The organism is Marinihelvus fidelis, from assembly GCF_008725655.1.
GTDB classification, from domain to species: Bacteria; Pseudomonadota; Gammaproteobacteria; order Xanthomonadales; family SZUA-36; genus Marinihelvus; species Marinihelvus fidelis.
The window spans coordinates 33,408-49,869 of the sequence record NZ_VYXP01000013.1 but is presented as its reverse complement, the minus strand read 5'-3'; the positions used below and the strand labels follow the sequence as shown (position 1 = coordinate 49,869).

The following is a 16,462-nucleotide window of genomic DNA, read 5'->3' as shown; positions in this document are numbered from 1 at the left end:
CGTTACGCCTACAGCCGCGGCAGCCACAGCCCCATCGCGGCAGCGAAGATGCCCACACACATGTACGCCGTCAGCACGCCCAGTGTGACCACGTAGAGCCATTGACCACGCGCCGAGGGCCGGGCCTGGCAGCGGAAATACCACTCCAGCATGGCCAGCGGCAGCAGGTACTGGGCAAAGCCCAGCACGGTCAGGAACGGGCCGGTGAACGTCTCGAAATCGACGCCGGCGCCGCCGGTCAGCATGACCCAACCCATCAGGCCGACGCGGAAGAACCACACCGCGCTGGCAGCCATGAACAGGCGCAGCGCCCAGCGGCGATGCTCGCGAATACGCCGGGCGAGTGCGTAGCGCAGCGCGAACGCGGCGAAGACGAGAATCAGCACCCCATCCAGCGTGATCCCCAGGTGGCCTACCAGCCCCCCGACGGTGCCGCGGGTCCAGACCATGTACAGGCCCGCCAGGGCGCTGAGCACCGCGGCGACCAGGTAGCTGCGGCCCAGCCAACGGTGAAAGGCCGGGAAGCGCGACCGGATCGCGGGCACCAGCTGCAGCGGCCCGCCGCCGATGATGATCGCCGCAAGCAACACGTGGCTGGCGGCGGCCAGGTTGCCCAGGAACTCACCTTCGCGGAAGCCGGCCGGCAGGTGCATGCCACGCAGGCCATCGAGCCCCTCGGTCGCAATCGGCGGGAAGAACACCGCTAGGATGTAGACCAGGAACACGCCATGGCCGAGCGCGGCGGCCACGAACCACGCTCGTGTCACCAGGTTCACGGCCCGCTTCGCCCCTCCGGCCCTGGCCAACCGGGTATCCATTGCCAAATCGCTCATCCGTCATCTCCAAGTCGGTTTTCGCGATCCATTGTGCAAACCGCCTGCCACGCGCACATCGGCCGCGGGACGGAGACCGCCCTCCCCCATTTGGCGGATGACAGCATCAACCGCACTGGACTAACCTGTGCCGATGAACGGCTCCGTCCATGCTGACCGGGTCTGGCAACCCCTGCGCGGCCCTTTCCAACGCTGGCCACACGGTGCCGACCTGGTCATCGCCGCCGCGTCCTTCGCACTGACCCTGATGTTGTGGTCCAGCGGCGGCGAGGACGACGGCGTCCGCATTGAAACGCTGACCGACGTGGCCACGTTCGCCTGCGTGTTCGTCGGCAACTTTGCCCTGCTCTGGCGCCGCAGCCACCCGGTAACGGTGCATGGCGTGGTGTTGGCCGCGTCCATCCTGGCCTACCTGGGTTCGATGACCAGCGGCGTGTTCGCACTGGTGTTTTCGCTCTACGCGCTGGGCCGCTACACCGCCGACGACCGGCAGAGCCTGCTGGGCATGCTGGCGGCACTGGCCTGGGTAGCGACCGACCTGATGGTACTGGGCACGCCCAGCGTGGGCAGCGTCATCGCGGCCGGGCTGGTGATGCTGTTGTGGTACATCGGCCGCCGGGTCCGGTTCCGTGGCGAATATCTGCGGGTACTCGAAGAACGCGCGGCCGCCCTGGAACGGGAGAAAACCGCTGGCGCCGAGCGCGCCGTGGCCGAAGAACGCACGCGTATCGCGCGCGAATTGCATGACGTGGTGGCCCACCAGCTCAGCCTGATGACGGTGCAGGCCGGTGCGGCGCAGACCGTGGCCCGCACAGACCCCGACGCCGCGGCCGAGGCCATGACCGCCGTGCAGCGGGCGGGCCGCCAGGCGCTGGCGGAAATGCGTCATCTGCTGGGCGTACTACGCCCGGCCGCTGATGGCGATAAACTCGGGCCACAACCCGGCGCCGCCGACCTGCCGCGACTCGTCGAGCGGGTCAACGAGGCCGGTCCCACCGTAACCCTGCAGATGCCCAAAGACCTGCCCGGCCTGCCCGCCCGGCTCGACCTGGCCATCTACAGGATTATCCAGGAGGCCCTGACCAACGTCATCAAGCACGCCGGGGCGGGTGCGAGCGCCACGGCACGGGTGGATCAACGTGAAGCGCAAATCGAGATCAGCGTCGTAAATTCGGGCGGCGGCGTTCCCGCGCAGAACGCCGACCTGCCCGCACACCAGCGCCAGGGCCACGGCCTGGTCGGCATGCGGGAACGGGTCGAAATGCTGGGCGGAACCGTGGCCGCCGGTCCCGCTGAAGACGGGGGTTTTGAAGTCCGCGCCACCTTGCCCTTGGCGGGGGACGAACCGTGAGCCTTCGGGTGCTCGTCGTTGATGACCAGGCCCTGGTACGCCGGGGTTTCGCCATGATGCTGGACCACGAACCGGACATCCAGGTCGCCGGTGAGGCCGCCGATGGCCTGCAGGCCATCGAGGCCGCACAACGGCTCAAACCCGATGTCATCCTGATGGATATCCGCATGCCCGGGCTCGATGGTTTGGAAGCCACGGCGCAAATCCTTTCGCAGGCGGGCAGCCGTGACGCGCCTGCGCCCCGCGTGGTCATCCTCACCACCTTCGACCCGGACGAGTATGTCTACCGCGCCCTGCGTGCCGGCGCCAGCGGCTTCGTGCTGAAGGACATCCCGCCGGAAGAACTGGTCAACGCGGTGCGCGTGGTCGCCGAGGGCGGCGCGCTGCTGTCGCCGGACATCACCCGGCGGTTGATCGCACGATTCGCCGAAGGCCCGACGCTGTCAAACAACCTGGACGACCGCCTGGAAAGACTCACCGATCGTGAGCGCGAAGTACTGGCCGCCATCGCCGGCGGGATGAACAACCTGGAAATCGCAACCGCGTTGTCCATTGGCGCCGCTACCGTGAAGACCCACGTCTCCAGCATCCTGTCGAAACTGGGGCTGCGCGACCGGGCCCAGGCCGTGGTGTTCGCCTACGAGTCCGGGCTGGCACGCGCTGGCGCCACGGACATCGGTTACTGAGCCGATGACCGCATCGGCCAAAAACTGGCTACCGCGCCTTGCCGCACTCGGCGCGGCCCTGCTGGGCGTGTTCCTGCTGCTGGGTGCCTGGGGCCACCTGCAGGCCGTCGCCCAGGCCGTGTGGAGCGACGGGATCGAGCCCACTCCGCGCCGATGGACGCTGATCCTTCCCGCCGCCATCCTGGCCACCGCCGGCCTGGTCAACCTGGCGGCCAGCAAGCCGCTCTGGTCCGGCTCCGGCCCCAGCCTTTATGCGGCCCTGGCGGGCAACGGCCTGACGCTGGCCTACCTCCTCTTCCTGCTGGTCACCGGCGTGCCGGGCCACCCGGTGGGGCTGTTCACGTCGCTGGTCGTGTGCGAATTCCTGGTGCTGGTGGCCGTGCGCGCGGGGCTGCGCTGGCCGGCACAGCAATCACCGGCCTGAACCGCGTGTTTTGGGATTCGGCATTGGGCTGGCTTAAAGTAAGCCCATGAACCTGCAGGCCACCGAACTTTGCTCTTTCGTGCCGTCACAGGATTTTGAACTGTCGAAGGCGTTCTACGCGGCGCTCGGCTGCGAACTGACCTGGGCGGATGACAACCTGGCGCTGTTCGCGCTCGCGGGGTCGAAGTTTTATGTCCAGCGTTACTACGTCAAGGACTGGGCGGAGAACTGCATGTTGCACATCAGCGTGAAGGACGCCGCAGCGTGCCACGTGGCCATCACCGAGGTGCTGGCCACCGGGCGCTTTCCCACGGCACGGGTGTCCGCGCCCAAGGCCGAGCCCTACGGCGCGCTGGTCACCTATGTCTGGGACCCCTGCGGCGTGCTGCTGCACCTGGCCCAGTGGGATGCAGAATGATGCCGGACTGAAAACTCCGCACGCGACCAATGACCTTTCACATCAAACGAGGCCCGTTAATGAAACCCGTCACCAAGACCTGCTCTTTGATGTTCATGGCCGCCATGCTGGCTGGCTGTGACACGACGACGACATCGACACCGGAGACCGAGATGACCCAGGAGACCACGTCCACCGTGTCCGGCACGGCGCTCTATCGCGAGCGCATCGCGCTACCACCGGGCGCCGCGTTCGAGGCCACGCTCGAGGACGTGTCGCTGGCCGATGCGCCGGCAAAGGTGCTTGGCCGGGTCGGCTTCGAGGCGCCTTCCGGGCCGCCCATCGCGTTTGAGATTTCCTATGACGCCGCCGACATCGAACCACGCCACCGCTACGCGGTCCGCGCGCGCATCGAACACGAAGGGCGGTTGATGTTCACCACTGACACGCACTACCCCGTTTTGACCCAGGGCGCGCCGGACACCGTCGAGATGCTGCTCGTACGCGTGGCCACGCCGCCGCCATCGAACGCATCGCTCGAAAATACCTACTGGAAGGTCATGTCGATCCGCGGCGAGCCCGTCACCGTGGCGGAACGCCAGCGCGAACCGCACCTGATCCTGCATCCGGATGACCAGCGCGTCAGTGGCCACGGTGGCTGCAATTCGATGATGGGCGGCTACGAGGTGAACGGAGACCAACTCACCTTCAAGCAAATGGCCGGCACCATGATGGCCTGCCCCGAGGGCATGGAGCAGGAGCAGGCGCTCCACCAGGCGCTGGGTGAGGTAATTCTATGGCAGGTCGCTGGTGAGCAACTCCAGCTGCGCGACGGCGACGATGTCGTCGTCCTGGAACTCGAATCCCGTTACATGGAGTAAGAAAACCATGAGCATACGCATACTCAAAATCATCCTGGTCGTTTTCGTCGGCCTTCAGGGCTGGCTGTACGTCGCCGGCAACCTGGCCAACTGGGACACCGCCATCGGCGCGATCGGCTACGTCTTGGGCCAGACCGGACATGAGGTTTATAGCAACCACATTTTTCCACCGATCACTTCACCGGCGCTGGTCACGCTGGCGCTGCTGACCATCGTGACCTTCGAGTTCCTGGTTGGCGCGCTGTCGCTTAAAGGCGCCTGGGACCTGTGGAAGGCACGCAAGGCCGACGCCTCGACGTTTAACGGCGCCAAGACGTTCGCGATCCTGGGGGCTGGGACGGCAATGGTGACCTGGTTCGGCGGCTTCGTGGTGGTCGGCGGCGCGCTGTTCCAGATGTGGCAGACGCCGGTGGGTACCGGCTCGTTCGAAGGCGCGTTTATCTACGGTGCCGTTAGCGCGCTGGTGCTGCTGTTCGTCAACAGTCCGGACCGTTAGCGAGCATGGGGTCAGAGTGGGGTCAGAGTCGACTCTGACCCCACTCTGACCCCGTCGTTTCCGTCATTTCTTCCAGCACCCTGATCAGCGCCTGGCACCTGGCCGGGTCGAGCGCGTCCGGATGCGGGTCGCCGTACTCGCCGGCACCCTTGTCGCTGTCGAAATAGCCGCCGCGCCGCAAGGGCTCGGGGCCGACCGCCAGCATCGACAGGCCGCGGACGCCAATGCCGACGTCACGGCCATCCCGGTCGAAGGCCTCTTTGACCATCTTGGTCGCCAGCAGCGAGCCCGGATTCATCGCCACGATAGCCGGCTTGGGGGAAGACCAGCGGCGCCCCAGTTCCATCGACCACATGGTCAGCGCCAGCTTGCTCTGCGCGTAGGCGGTGTAGTCCTCGTCAAACTGCCGCTCGCCGCGAAAGGCCGCCAGGTCGACCGGCTGCTGGCCGGCCGAGGCCACGTTGACCACCCGCGCGTCCGGCGCCAGCACCGGCAACAGTCCATGCAGCAGGATCCAGGGCGCAACCGTGTTGACCATCAGCCGGGCATCAACCCCACTGGACGTCGCGGGGTTGGACATGGCCAGCACACCGGCATTGTTCACCAGCGCATCAATTACCTGCCCTTCTGCCACAAGCCGCGCGGCCAATTCGCGCACCTGCACCGGCTCAGACAGGTCGGCGATCTCGCCGCGCACATCGCCGTCGCGTAGCGAAGCCAGCACGCGCTCGAGCTTGTCCGGGCTGCGCCCGTGGAGAATCAACCGATGGCCTTCAGATGCCAGGTGGCGCGCGGTTTCCAGGCCAATGCCATCGGTTGCGCCGGTGATCAACAGGGTCTTTTTCATCTCATAACACTCCGTTGCCAGGCAGGTCATTCTGCACTGGCTCGCCAAGGACCAGGTCACAGCCCAGGACCCGTACCACCTCGCGGGCCAGCCGGGTGCAGTCAGCAATCTGGTCGGGACGCGCGAACAGCACCTGCGGATTCAGGTTGCAAAGCGCAACACCATGCGTGTCATACAGGGTCATGTCGTAGTAGTTCCGCGACGAATTCCCACCGCTGTCCGCGCCGACCTGGCCACTGTGCAATTCACCGCTGGCGCTGACTTCAAGACGCCGAACCCGCTCCGCCGGTATGACCCGGCGGCGTGTCCAGAACAACCATCGTGTCCGGATCGTCACGCCAAGCGCGCTGATATCGACTCGCCGGTGCAGCATGACCAGGAACAGGCCCAGCAAGAACACCACGGAAAACTGCACCAGGTTGATGGCGGATGGGCGGACATCGCCCTGGGCCATTAACCAGAGCACCCACGCGCCCGCGAGCAACGCGGGAATACCGATCACCCGGCAGACAAATGCGCCGCGCCATCGGTTCAATGCAATGGGTTCCTGGGTGTCACTATCCCGCACGATCACGCACTCCTTGTGCCTAGGGTTCCGAGTTCGAGCGGAATTCAACCAGATCATGAAGCCCGATGCCACTTCATGAACATTTTTCCCTGTAAGCGTATGATCAAGCGGCAACGGGTCCAACGCAAAGGCCACCTGGCAACGACGAGTTAACACGCAACCTGTTACTTAATATGACACGACCCGACAAACCCACCCGCTTCAAAACCACCCTCCAGGTACCCGCAGACCCCGGTGAAGACCCACCATGGTTCTTCCTGGTGCTGCCAAAACCAGCCAGCGACCAGTTGCCCCGGCGAGGTCGCACCACGGCCAGGGGTCTGCTGAACGGCGCACCATTCGAGACCCTGCTGGAACCAGATGGTAGAAAGAGCCACTGGATGCGCGTAGTCCCCTCGCTGGCCGAAGCCGCCAACGCCAGGCCCGGCGACCGCGTTTCCATCACGATTGAGCCGGTTGAAAACGAACCTGACCCGGCCATCCCGGAAGATTTCCGCGAGGCACTGGAGACCCGCCCGGACGCCGCCGCCACCTGGGCCGAAACCACGAATATCGCCCGGGTCGACTGGGTTCACTGGATCACTTCCGCGAAACAGGCCCGGACGCAGACAAAACGGATCCACGACGCCTGCGACATGCTGGCCGAAGGCAAGCGCCGGGTCTGCTGCTTCGATCCATCGGGTTTTTACAGCAAGGCCCTGTCAGCACCGCGGGCAGCAGAACCCGCCACACGGGAGAACAAACCATGAACACCACCGTACGCAACATCCTCGCCGTGGTCGCTGGCCTGCTGGTCGGCAGCGCGGTCAACATGGGCCTGGTCACGCTCAGCGGCAATATCATCCCGCCGCCGGCCGGCGCAGATGTCACTACTGTCGATGGCTTGAAGGCCTCGATGCACCTGTTCGAGCCGCGCCACTTTGTCTTTCCGTTCCTGGCCCATGCCCTGGGCACCTTCGTCGGAGCCCTGGTCGCGGTCCTGATCGCCGAAACGCGCCGTTACCTGGTGGCGATGATCATCGGCGTGTTCTTCCTGCTCGGCGGCATCACCAATGCGATGATGTTGCCCGCGCCGCCGTGGTTCATGACGCTGGACCTGGTGGTCGCCTACCTGCCGATGGCGTGGCTTGCGGCACGACTGGTGGCCGGTAATAGAAGGCACGTTGCCGCACTGTGATCAGGGCGGAACAACCGGGCGATGAGGACGCGATCCGCTCGATCACAGACCAGGCCTTCGCCACCGCGGTGCACAGTTCGGGTACGGAATCCAAAATCGTTGACGCCCTGCGCCAGGCCGGTGCGCTGACGGTCTCCCTGGTTGCCGTGGCCGATCACGCGTCAGAATCGCAGCTCTTTGGCCACATCGCCCTGTCACCCGTCAGCCTGTCCGACGGCACTGACGGCTGGTATGGACTCGGACCCGTGTCGGTGCTGCCCGCGCAACAACGAAACGGCGTGGGTAGCGCACTGGTCAGGGCGGCGCTTCAAAACCTGCGTGAAACCGGTGCCGCCGGGTGCGTGCTGCTGGGCGATCCGGATTACTACGGGCGGTTTGGGTTCCGCCCCATCGACAGCCTGGTCCTGCCCGGTGTACCCGCTGAATACTTCCAAGCGATCAGATTCTCGGCCACGGTCCCGACGGCCACGGTCAGTTATCACGTCGCGTTCGATATGTAACCTTGACGTTACACTCATGGCTCGACATAATGTAACCCGTAAGTTACATAACGGAGCACTACTATGAGTAATGACGTCGAACGACAATCCCGGCGCCGCCGGGTCCTGTTAATGATTATGGCTTCCAGCTTCCTGGTCTGGCAGATACCGTCCATGGACCTGTTCGCGCGCCTGGCCGATGGCGCCAGCCCGGTCGCACGGGCGGTGTCACTGGCCGGCCTGCTGGTCTGGGCCGCCGGGCTGGTATTCCTGCTGTCGAAAAGCCGCTACCTGGTGCGCAGGGCCTCGGCGCAGGACCGCGCCGCGCTGGAAGACGAACTGGTCCAGGCCAACCGCGCCCGGGCCTTCAGCGCCGGCTACTGGGCCATGCTGGTGGCCGCCGGTGCCCTGTTCGCGGCCAACCTGTACTGGCCGCTCAGCGGCGGCGATATCGCCCAGCTGGTACTGATGGCCGGCGTGGCCGTCCCGCTCTATGCCTTCGCCATCCTGGAGCGGGTCAATGCCTGAGCACCCCGAACTGGATAACACACTGAAAGCACTGCGCTCTGCCGCGGGCATGACCCAGGCAGAGCTGGCAGAGGCCATCGGCGTCAGCCGCAAGACCATTAACACCGTGGAAAACGGCGTCTTCGTTCCCTCCACCATCCTGGCCCTGAAACTGGCGCGGGCCCTCGACACCCGCGTCGAGGACATCTTCTGCCTGCGCTGAACAAGGCGATACATTTCCCGACAGCTGTGGCAATGTGGGCCGTTCCAACGCTGATAGGCTGAACACCGATGTTCCACCCAAGGGCCATTGAAAGCGCACCGGGCTGGTGTGACGAAGACGGCATCAAGCTGTACACCATTTCCGCCAGCGGCGCCGCGGTGGACCCCGCGCCCTACCGGGAACGGCTGTCAGAGATCAAGGCGGCGCGTGACATCGACTGGCCGGCCACGGCGGCCTTTGCCATCTTCCACGAAGGGGCGTCCTGCGCGTACCTGGTGCTGGCCTGGTGGGGCAACGACAACGAACTGTTCACCTCGGTGTCGGTGCAAACGCCGAACGGCTGGATTGAAGATCCCTCAAGATTTTCCTTCTGCCTGTGGGACCTTGAGGTATTCTGGTTTGAGCGCAATGGCTACATTGAGCACTTGTACTGCGAGCAGCCGGACCTGCGCGCCTGGCGCGCGGACCGCCTGTCGAAAACGTCAACGCCAACGTAGAACGGACACCCAACTGGAGGCGACATGGCCTGGGGAATTCTCTTTCTTGCCGGATTGCTGGAAGTGGGCTGGGCCATCGGCCTGAAGTACACCGAGGGCTTTACCCGTCTGTGGCCGAGCATCGGCACCGCGGCCTCCATGGCCGCCAGCGTGTGGCTGCTCGCGGTGGCCATGAAATCACTGCCGGTTGGCACGGCCTATAGTGTCTGGGTGGGTGTCGGCGCGGTCGGCACCGTGATCCTGGGCATCGTGTTGTTCAAGGAGCCGGCTACCGTGGCACGCATGGCCAGCGTCATGCTGATCATTGCCGGCATCGTCGGCCTGAAACTGTCGACGCCGTCATGATGCTCGCGACACGTACCGGCCTGCTGGCACTCTTCGTGCTGGGCGTCGCCTCACCGGCCATCGCGCGCGACGAGGCCCCCAAGGCGGTGACGGTTAAGGAACTGGCCAGGACAACCACCAGCTGGGACGGTGTCGACCTGCCGCGCTATCCCCAGGGCACGCCGGAAATCACCATTCTCAAGTACACCATCCCCGGCAACACCATCCTGCCCTGGCACCGGCACCCGGTGATCAACGCCGGCTACATGCTCAGCGGGCGACTCAAGGTGGTCACGCGCACGGGTGAAACCCTGCAGCTGTCGGCCGGCGAGACCATTACCGAGACCGTGCACACCTGGCACCAGGGCATCAATGAGCACCCCGAGCCGGTCGAGATCCTGGTGTTCTATGCTGGCGCCGTGGGTGAGGAACTGGTGGAGAAGGAGGAATAGACCTGGTGCTGACCCGGCAAAGCCCCGGCCATCGCATTGGCCTGTTCTTCCGGGCCATCGTGTGTCTTTCAGTCACTTTGTCGGCCGATGTCCTGGCCTGCATGTGTGCACCCGTCGACGCGCAGGACCTCTGGAACGGCGCCGATGTGATCATTCAGGCCACGGTATCCCGGTCCGAATGGCAGGAGATGGATTGCAAGACCGGAACGAGCGGCTATCAGTGCAAGAAAGCCCAGCGTATCGAAGTGACGACCGCCCACGTTGTAAAAGGCGAGTGGCCGACCGGCACACCGATGTTTACAGGCGGCTCGGCCTACGGATGTGGCGCCGCGGTTGAAGAGGGCAAAACCTACCTGTTTTTTCCCGGTCAAGAGGCGTCACGCTTCTGGTTGAGCGCATGTGACCACCCCGCCATCGAGATCGGCTCGATGCGCGAATACGAGTTCAGGCAATCCTTAAGACCCGAACCCCCGCCATCCCAGCCGCTTTTCCCGGATAAGGAAACCGACTAGCCACTTTCTCGCAGTTTTCGCCACACCTGGCGGTGAACAGCACAGCACACCCATGTTTTCCATGTATATTTCAATGACTTAATTATTGGCCCGGCTTTTGCATCACCTTTTGGAATCGTTCACCGCAAAGGAGCAACCACCGTGGCAGGAGACAACAACGCACGCCCCAGGCTGAAGTCCGTGGATGGGCACGAAGAACTCGATCCATCGACGCAGTCAGCGCCGTTCGACCTGCCGGCCGAACAGCTGGAACAGATTGTCGCGCGCGCCAGTGCGCTGCAGTACGCGGCGGGCGAATCCAGTGGCCGCAAAATGAGCGAAGACGAGATCGTCTCGATCGCGGGTGAGGTCGGGCTCGACGCCCGGCATGTGCGGCGTGCCATTGCCGAAGTCCGCGCGGAGGCGCTGACGCCCAGGTCACGCGACCTCATGCCGTGGCTTTCAAAACTCATCGGTCCGCCATGGGTGCGGGTCAAGCGCGTGATTGATGGCGACCCGCTGCGGCTGAAAGAACGTGTCGAGGCCCGCTTGCGCGACCAGGAGCAGCTCCGGCCCATCCGCAAGGGCAAGTCCTACGCGGTGTGGACGGCGGACAAGAGCTGGTTACGCCGGCTGGAACGGTCGCTGGACATGAGCGGGCACGGTCACGAGCTGGCGAAGTTCGGTCACCTGGAACTGGTCGCGGCACCGGTCGGGCCCGGATCCTCACTGCTCACCCTGACACTGGACATCAGCGAGGTCCGCAATGGCCATGCGATGGGCTGGGGCATGGGTCTGGGCATGCCGGCGCTGGTGCTGGGCTATGGCCTGGCTGGATGGCTGGCGATACCCGCCGCGCTGGTTGCGCTGGGCGCGGCGACCATTCTGTGCCGTGCGACCCTGGCATACCAGCGCCAGCGTATCGCCCTTGAGCTCGAAGGGCTGCTCGATCACGTGCAGGTGACCGGCAGCTGACCACCGTGCTTCCGGCGGGTGACCTGATATCATCGGGTCACCACACAACGGGAGCGCCGCCATGTCACTGAAACGCAACGCAGCCACCGGCCTTGCCGCCATGCTGCTGACCCTGGTGCTGGCCACCATGCCGGCCTTCGCCCACCACGGCTGGTCCGGCAACACTGCCGGTGATATCGAGGTCACGGGCACCGTGGTCACCGGGGTCAAACTCGCGGGCGCCCACGGCACCATGCAGATTCGCGACGCCGAAGGCCAAGTATGGGATATCACCCTGGCGCCGGGGCCGCGCACCCACCGCGCCGGCCTGCGCGAGGACATCATCCCGGAAGGCGCCACCGTCACCGTTTACGGCGAACGCAACGAAGACCCCGACCTGTTCGAGGCCAAGGTCCGGCGCGTGGTCTGGGACGACCAGGTGTTCGACGTCTACCCACCGGAGTAAGCCGAAGCCATGTACGAGTGGATGGCCTGGCTGGAAGGCTCCGCGCTGGCGCAGGTGCTGCGCGGCATGGGCATCTGGACGTACGGACTTCTGAACCTGGCCCATATCCTGGGGATCGCGACCCTGTTCGGGTCGGTGCTGATCCTGGACCTGCGGTTGATGGGCGCCTGGCGCTCGATCGGCACCGCCCCGCTGGTGCGCGCGACCGTGCCGCTGGCCGTCATCGGTTTCGTGCTGGCTGCCATCAGCGGCGTGATGATGCTGTCGTTCAACACCACTGAGTACCACGGCAACCCGTTCCTCTACACCAAGTTCCCGCTGATCGGCGTGGCGCTGGTGAATGTGCTGGTGGTGCAGCGCCTGGGCGCTTGGCAACGCGCAAAAACCGGCCAGGCCGCGGCGTCTGGTGATGTCGCCGTGCTGCGCGTCAGCGGCGCGGTGTCGCTGCTGACCTGGCTGGGCGTGGTGACCTGCGGGCGGCTAATCGGCTACTGGTGAGCCGCGCCCGGTGAGCCGGGCTCGCGCACGCACAGGGCGCGGCCGTCATCGAAGATATCCACGGCGTAGTAGTGCAGTTTGCCGTCAAACATCAGCCCCCACTGGTAGCGGTCCGGGCTGCCGCCGATTTCATCGCCATCCTCGGCCGGCCGGTCGACCAGTGACTCGTTGCTCCACAGGCAACAGCCGCCGATAGCGAAGGGGCTGCGAATGCTCTCCCCACCGCGCGCGTCGGCCTGGTGCAGGGTTTCCAGCTCGGCCAGGGAGGGCAGTCGCCAGTCGTCGTGACCGGCGAGCTCCAGGTCGGCACAGTAGTCCACGGCTTCGCGCCACTTGATGTCTTCACCATTGGTGGCGGCGGCCCAGACCAGTTGCTGTGACGGGTCGGCAACGGTCTCGGCGCCCCACGGCGGTGGCGGCGTGGCCACGGGTTCAGACAGGTCAAACTCGACCTGGAACAGCCGGCCGCTGGGCCGTGACAGTTCATACATGAAGCGCTGGCCGGGCTCGATTTCCATGGCCCAGACATTGTTCACCGAGGCCACCAGCCCCTCGCGCTCGAACATGGCGACCGATTCGGCATCGACCGGAAAGGCCTGGCGCGTGGCCGTGCCGGACTCGGTCGCGGTGCCGCCATACCAGGTCACCGCGTCCTCGCTGCCGTCCTCGTGGCGGTGGTCGTGCTTCAGGCGCAGCCCATCCGGTGTCTGCGTCAGCACCCAGGTTCGGCTGCGATCGTCGCCGACGAAGAACGGGATGCGAATCTCCTGCTCACCGCATTCGGCGACATGCATGACCAGCGTGCTGGTGGTGAACGCGTTGTCGCCTTCTGACGGCTCATCCACCACGACCCGGCCCTCGTAGGCCTGGCCGCAGTGCGGCTCGAACGCCGCCATGAACGCATCGGCGGGCGACGCGGAATCACCCGCCGTGGCCGGGATCGAACAGGCCAGTATCAACAGGCCGGACAGGCTTTGGGTGATTCGCATGGTGTTCTCCTTTATCCGTTGGCTGCCGCGAGCGCCTGGTCCAGGTCGGCCAGCAGGTCGTCGAGATCCTCGACGCCCACGGACAGGCGTACCAGGTCGTCGGTCACCCCCAGCGCCTCGCGATGCTCGCGCGGCACCGAGGCATGGGTCATCACCGCCGGGTGATTGACCAGGCTTTCGACCCCGCCCAGCGATTCGGCCAGGGTAAACAGCTTCACATTCTCCATGAATCGGCGCGCGGCATCGGCGCCCCCACGGGGCACGATACTGACGATGCCACCGCCCTGCCCGCCCATCTGCGCGTCGACCAGGTGGCCGTTGGCATGACCGGCAAGCGTCGGGTAGATGACGCGCTCGACACGGTCATCTCCGGCAAGGGTCTCGGCGATGGCGCGGGCATTGGCGCAGTGTGCGGCCATGCGCAGGTGCAGCGTCTTCAGGCCGCGCAGGGCCAGGAAGCTGTCGAACGGGCCCTGGATCGCGCCGGTGGCGTTCTGCAAATACCACAGGCGGTCGCCCAGCTCCGCGCTGGCCGTGATCGCCAGGCCGCCGACCATGTCGGAATGGCCGTTCAGGTACTTGGTGGCGGAATGCACGACGATATCGGCGCCCAGTTCCAGCGGCCGCTGCAGGCACGGCGTGGCGAAGGTGTTGTCGACCACCAGCAACGCGCCGTTCTCGTGCGCGATATCGGCCACCCGGGCGATATCCACCAGCTTCAGCATCGGGTTGGTGGGGGTTTCCACCCAGACCAGCTTCGTTTCCGGGCGCATGGCCTGGCGCAACCGGTCAGGGTCCTCGATGGCGGCAAAGGTGAACGACAGGCCGGCGCTGCGCTCGCGCACGCCGCGGAAGACGCGGAACGTGCCGCCGTAGAGGTCATCCATGGCAACGACATGGTCGCCGGTATCCAGTAACTCCAGCACCGTGGACGTGGCCGCCATGCCCGACGCGAACGCCAGGCCACGCTGGCCGCTTTCCAAGTCGGCCACGCAGTCCTCGTAGGCCTTGCGGGTGGGGTTGTGCGAGCGCGAGTACTCCCAGCCCTGGTGGTCACCCGGGCTGCGTTGGGCGTAGGTCGAGGTGGCGTAGATCGGCGTCATCACGGCGCCGGTCGACGGGTCGGGCGCCTGGCCGGCGTGAATGGCGCGGGTGCCGATGCCCCTTGATTTCTTGTCACTCATGGCGTGTCCTTGATCCGGTTGACGGTCAGTCGTCCGCGCGGCGGCGCAGGTGGTGCAGCAGGTCGACCCGGGTGATCAGGCCGATGAACTTATCACCGTCCTTGACGATGGCCACGTAGTCCTGGGCGAAAATCGGCAGCAGGAAGCCCACCTCGTCCTTGACGTCGACAAACTTCAGATCGGTGACCATGGCCTCGCGAACGGGCTGGTCGAAGTCGTCACCCAGAACCGCCATCAGCAGGTCGGATTCGTCAATGATGCCGACGATGTCGTCATCCTCCACCACGGGCAGCTGCGATACGTCGTACAGCTTCATGCGCTGGTAGGCATTGGCCAGCGGTTCGTCCGGGCCGACGGTGACGGTATCGTGGCTGGCGAACGGCCGTGCCACCAGGTCGCGCAGGTCGCCATGGGTTTCGCGCTCGTCGAAGCCCTGGTCACGCATCCAGAAATCGCTGTACAGCTTGGAGAGATAACGGTTGCCGGTATCGCAGGCGAAAGTCAGCACCGTCTTCTTCTCGGTCTGCTCGCGGCAGTAGCGCAGTGCCGCGGCCATCAGCGTGCCGGTGGATGACCCGGCCAGGATGCCCTCGCGGCGCAGCAGTTCGCGCCCGGTCTCCATGCTCTCCCGGTCGGTGATGGCATAGGCGCGGGAAATGCGGCTGAAGTCGCTGATCGTCGGCAGGAAGTCCTCGCCGATGCCTTCCACCAGCCAGCTGCCGCTTTTCTCGTTCAGGCGGCCTTCGTTGATGTACTCGGCCAGGATGGAGCCTACCGGGTCGGCCAGTACCAGCTCGACTTCCGGTGCCTCGCGGGCGAAATACTTCGACAGGCCGGTCGCCGTGCCGCTGGAGCCGACACCCAGCACCAGGGCGTCGAGCTGGCCGCCCATCTGCCGCCAGATCTCGGGGCCGGTGACCTCCTCGTGGGCGGCCGGGTTGGACGGGTTGCCGAACTGGTTGACGAAGAACGCGCCGTCGATGTCCTCGGACAGCTTCTTCGCCAGGTCCTGGTAGTAGGCCGGGTGACCCTTGGCGACATCGGAGCGGGTGAGCACCACCTCGGCGCCCATGGCGCGCAGGTTGGAGATCTTCTCCCGGCTCATCTTGTCGGGGATCACCAGGATCAGGCGGTAGCCCTTCTGCGCCGCGACCAGGGCCAGGCCCAGGCCGGTATTGCCGGCCGTGCCCTCCACCAGCGTCGCGCCGGGCTTTAGCCGACCATCACGCTCGGCGTCCTCGATCATTTTCAGGCCGATGCGGTCCTTGATGGAGCCACCAGGGTTTTGGGATTCAAGCTTGATGTAGAGGTCGCAGGGACCGGTATCGAAGTGGTTGACCCGGACGATGGGCGTATCGCCGATCAGGTCCAGGACGCTGTCGTGAACATTCATGACGGATCACCAAGAAGGCGTAAAGTGCGCGCATTATACCGCCCGCCCAAAAGAAAAACGGCCGGGTCGCCCCGGCCGTTTTCCGTGGCTTCCCCCCTCCTCTAGTGCACTTGCTGCGACAGCATCCGGTCGAGCCGGTCTTTGCAACGCAGTTTTTCCTTTTTCAGCTGGTTCAGCGCCAGGTCTTCCATCGGTGCCGAACCCAGTTCGGCCGCCGTCACGCGCTTGTCGAGCGTCTGGTGATGGTTGTAAAGACGGCGAAAATCCTCGTTTTCCTTCAGCATTCTCTGCATTTCAGGCTGGCGATGTTCAAACATTGGCGTCCTCCATTTGGCATGCAGGCGC

The 16,462-nt window shown here is 65.1% G+C and carries 25 protein-coding genes; 18 read left to right on the top strand and 7 right to left on the bottom strand.

Annotation, left to right across the window (positions count from 1 at the left end):
- Positions 1-8: 8 nt before the first annotated feature.
- The gene (locus tag F3N42_RS14890) at positions 9-833 is read right to left on the bottom strand and encodes a DUF2306 domain-containing protein (RefSeq protein WP_150865510.1); all 825 of its coding nucleotides are present in this window, start codon (positions 831-833) and stop codon (positions 9-11) included.
- A 133-nt stretch (positions 834-966) separates the two neighbouring features.
- Here F3N42_RS14890 and F3N42_RS14885 point away from each other — a divergent pair, with 133 nt between their 5' ends.
- From F3N42_RS14885 to F3N42_RS14860, 6 genes are read left to right on the top strand one after another with little or no spacing between them, the layout of a single operon-like run.
- Positions 967-2,184, top strand: coding sequence for a sensor histidine kinase (locus tag F3N42_RS14885; protein ID WP_150865507.1), 1,218 nt, complete (start codon positions 967-969; stop codon positions 2,182-2,184).
- On the top strand, positions 2,181-2,870 hold the full coding sequence (locus F3N42_RS14880; RefSeq protein ID WP_150865504.1) for a response regulator: 690 nt from the start codon (positions 2,181-2,183) through the stop codon (positions 2,868-2,870). Before F3N42_RS14885 ends, F3N42_RS14880 begins: the two co-directional genes overlap by 4 nt.
- A 4-nt stretch (positions 2,871-2,874) precedes the next feature.
- Positions 2,875-3,294, top strand: coding sequence for a hypothetical protein (locus tag F3N42_RS14875; RefSeq protein ID WP_150865501.1), 420 nt, complete (start codon positions 2,875-2,877; stop codon positions 3,292-3,294).
- Positions 3,295-3,340: 46 nt separating this feature from the next.
- Positions 3,341-3,712 carry a VOC family protein gene (locus F3N42_RS14870; protein ID WP_150865498.1) on the top strand — a complete coding sequence of 124 codons (372 nt, stop codon included), beginning with the start codon at positions 3,341-3,343 and terminating at the stop codon, positions 3,710-3,712.
- A 59-nt stretch (positions 3,713-3,771) separates the two neighbouring features.
- Positions 3,772-4,572, top strand: a complete 801-nt coding sequence (locus F3N42_RS14865; RefSeq protein WP_191621462.1) for a YbaY family lipoprotein — start codon at positions 3,772-3,774, stop codon at positions 4,570-4,572.
- Between the two features lie 7 nt (positions 4,573-4,579).
- Entirely contained in the window at positions 4,580-5,068 is a 489-nt protein-coding gene (locus F3N42_RS14860) for a DUF2165 family protein (protein WP_191621461.1), read from the top strand.
- A gap of 22 nt (positions 5,069-5,090) precedes the next feature.
- Here F3N42_RS14860 and F3N42_RS14855 read toward each other — a convergent pair whose 3' ends face one another.
- Entirely contained in the window at positions 5,091-5,915 is an 825-nt protein-coding gene (locus F3N42_RS14855; RefSeq protein ID WP_150865488.1) for an SDR family NAD(P)-dependent oxidoreductase, read from the bottom strand.
- A gap of 1 nt (position 5,916) precedes the next feature.
- Positions 5,917-6,450 (bottom strand): hypothetical protein, encoded by a 534-nt coding sequence (locus F3N42_RS14850; protein ID WP_150865485.1) that lies wholly within the window; start codon positions 6,448-6,450, stop codon positions 5,917-5,919.
- Positions 6,451-6,656: 206 nt separating this feature from the next.
- On the opposite strand from F3N42_RS14850, the gene F3N42_RS14845 reads away from it, so the two are divergent.
- The 12 genes from F3N42_RS14845 to F3N42_RS14790 all read left to right on the top strand — a co-directional run bounded on the left by F3N42_RS14845 (position 6,657) and on the right by F3N42_RS14790 (position 12,551).
- Positions 6,657-7,232 (top strand): YdeI/OmpD-associated family protein, encoded by a 576-nt coding sequence (locus tag F3N42_RS14845; protein WP_150865482.1) that lies wholly within the window; start codon positions 6,657-6,659, stop codon positions 7,230-7,232.
- Positions 7,229-7,660 (top strand): hypothetical protein, encoded by a 432-nt coding sequence (locus F3N42_RS14840; protein WP_150865479.1) that lies wholly within the window; start codon positions 7,229-7,231, stop codon positions 7,658-7,660. Before F3N42_RS14845 ends, F3N42_RS14840 begins: the two co-directional genes overlap by 4 nt.
- Positions 7,657-8,160 carry a GNAT family N-acetyltransferase gene (locus tag F3N42_RS14835; RefSeq protein ID WP_150865476.1) on the top strand — a complete coding sequence of 168 codons (504 nt, stop codon included), beginning with the start codon at positions 7,657-7,659 and terminating at the stop codon, positions 8,158-8,160. Before F3N42_RS14840 ends, F3N42_RS14835 begins: the two co-directional genes overlap by 4 nt.
- A gap of 111 nt (positions 8,161-8,271) precedes the next feature.
- On the top strand, positions 8,272-8,667 hold the full coding sequence (locus F3N42_RS14830; RefSeq protein WP_191621460.1) for a hypothetical protein: 396 nt from the start codon (positions 8,272-8,274) through the stop codon (positions 8,665-8,667).
- Complete coding sequence (locus F3N42_RS14825; protein WP_150865470.1) at positions 8,660-8,869, top strand: helix-turn-helix transcriptional regulator; 210 nt, start codon at positions 8,660-8,662, stop codon at positions 8,867-8,869. The genes F3N42_RS14830 and F3N42_RS14825 overlap by 8 nt, the downstream gene beginning before the upstream one ends.
- A gap of 68 nt (positions 8,870-8,937) precedes the next feature.
- Complete coding sequence (locus F3N42_RS14820) at positions 8,938-9,366, top strand: hypothetical protein (RefSeq protein WP_150865467.1); 429 nt, start codon at positions 8,938-8,940, stop codon at positions 9,364-9,366.
- A 24-nt stretch (positions 9,367-9,390) separates the two neighbouring features.
- A complete protein-coding gene (gene sugE / locus F3N42_RS14815; RefSeq protein ID WP_150865464.1) occupies positions 9,391-9,711 on the top strand; it encodes a quaternary ammonium compound efflux SMR transporter SugE in 321 nt (106 codons plus the stop codon).
- Positions 9,708-10,142, top strand: a complete 435-nt coding sequence (locus tag F3N42_RS14810; protein ID WP_150865461.1) for a cupin domain-containing protein — start codon at positions 9,708-9,710, stop codon at positions 10,140-10,142. The genes sugE and F3N42_RS14810 overlap by 4 nt, the downstream gene beginning before the upstream one ends.
- A 5-nt stretch (positions 10,143-10,147) precedes the next feature.
- Positions 10,148-10,654 (top strand): hypothetical protein, encoded by a 507-nt coding sequence (locus F3N42_RS14805; RefSeq protein ID WP_150865458.1) that lies wholly within the window; start codon positions 10,148-10,150, stop codon positions 10,652-10,654.
- Positions 10,655-10,795: 141 nt separating this feature from the next.
- Positions 10,796-11,608: a hypothetical protein gene (locus tag F3N42_RS14800; protein ID WP_150865456.1), complete on the top strand. Its 813-nt coding sequence runs from the start codon at positions 10,796-10,798 to the stop codon at positions 11,606-11,608.
- 61 nt (positions 11,609-11,669) lie between these two features.
- Positions 11,670-12,053, top strand: coding sequence for a hypothetical protein (locus tag F3N42_RS14795; RefSeq protein ID WP_150865453.1), 384 nt, complete (start codon positions 11,670-11,672; stop codon positions 12,051-12,053).
- 9 nt (positions 12,054-12,062) lie between these two features.
- Complete coding sequence (locus F3N42_RS14790; protein ID WP_150865451.1) at positions 12,063-12,551, top strand: hypothetical protein; 489 nt, start codon at positions 12,063-12,065, stop codon at positions 12,549-12,551.
- Here F3N42_RS14790 and F3N42_RS14785 read toward each other — a convergent pair.
- From F3N42_RS14785 to F3N42_RS14770, 4 genes are all read right to left on the bottom strand, one after another.
- The gene (locus F3N42_RS14785) at positions 12,542-13,540 is read right to left on the bottom strand and encodes an Lcl domain-containing protein (RefSeq protein ID WP_150865448.1); all 999 of its coding nucleotides are present in this window, start codon (positions 13,538-13,540) and stop codon (positions 12,542-12,544) included. The genes F3N42_RS14790 and F3N42_RS14785 overlap by 10 nt on opposite strands.
- A gap of 11 nt (positions 13,541-13,551) precedes the next feature.
- Complete coding sequence (locus tag F3N42_RS14780) at positions 13,552-14,724, bottom strand: trans-sulfuration enzyme family protein (protein ID WP_150865445.1); 1,173 nt, start codon at positions 14,722-14,724, stop codon at positions 13,552-13,554.
- Positions 14,725-14,749: 25 nt separating this feature from the next.
- Positions 14,750-16,117: a pyridoxal-phosphate dependent enzyme gene (locus F3N42_RS14775; RefSeq protein ID WP_150865442.1), complete on the bottom strand. Its 1,368-nt coding sequence runs from the start codon at positions 16,115-16,117 to the stop codon at positions 14,750-14,752.
- A 101-nt stretch (positions 16,118-16,218) separates the two neighbouring features.
- Positions 16,219-16,434 (bottom strand): YdcH family protein, encoded by a 216-nt coding sequence (locus tag F3N42_RS14770; RefSeq protein WP_150865439.1) that lies wholly within the window; start codon positions 16,432-16,434, stop codon positions 16,219-16,221.
- Positions 16,435-16,462: the final 28 nt, after the last annotated feature.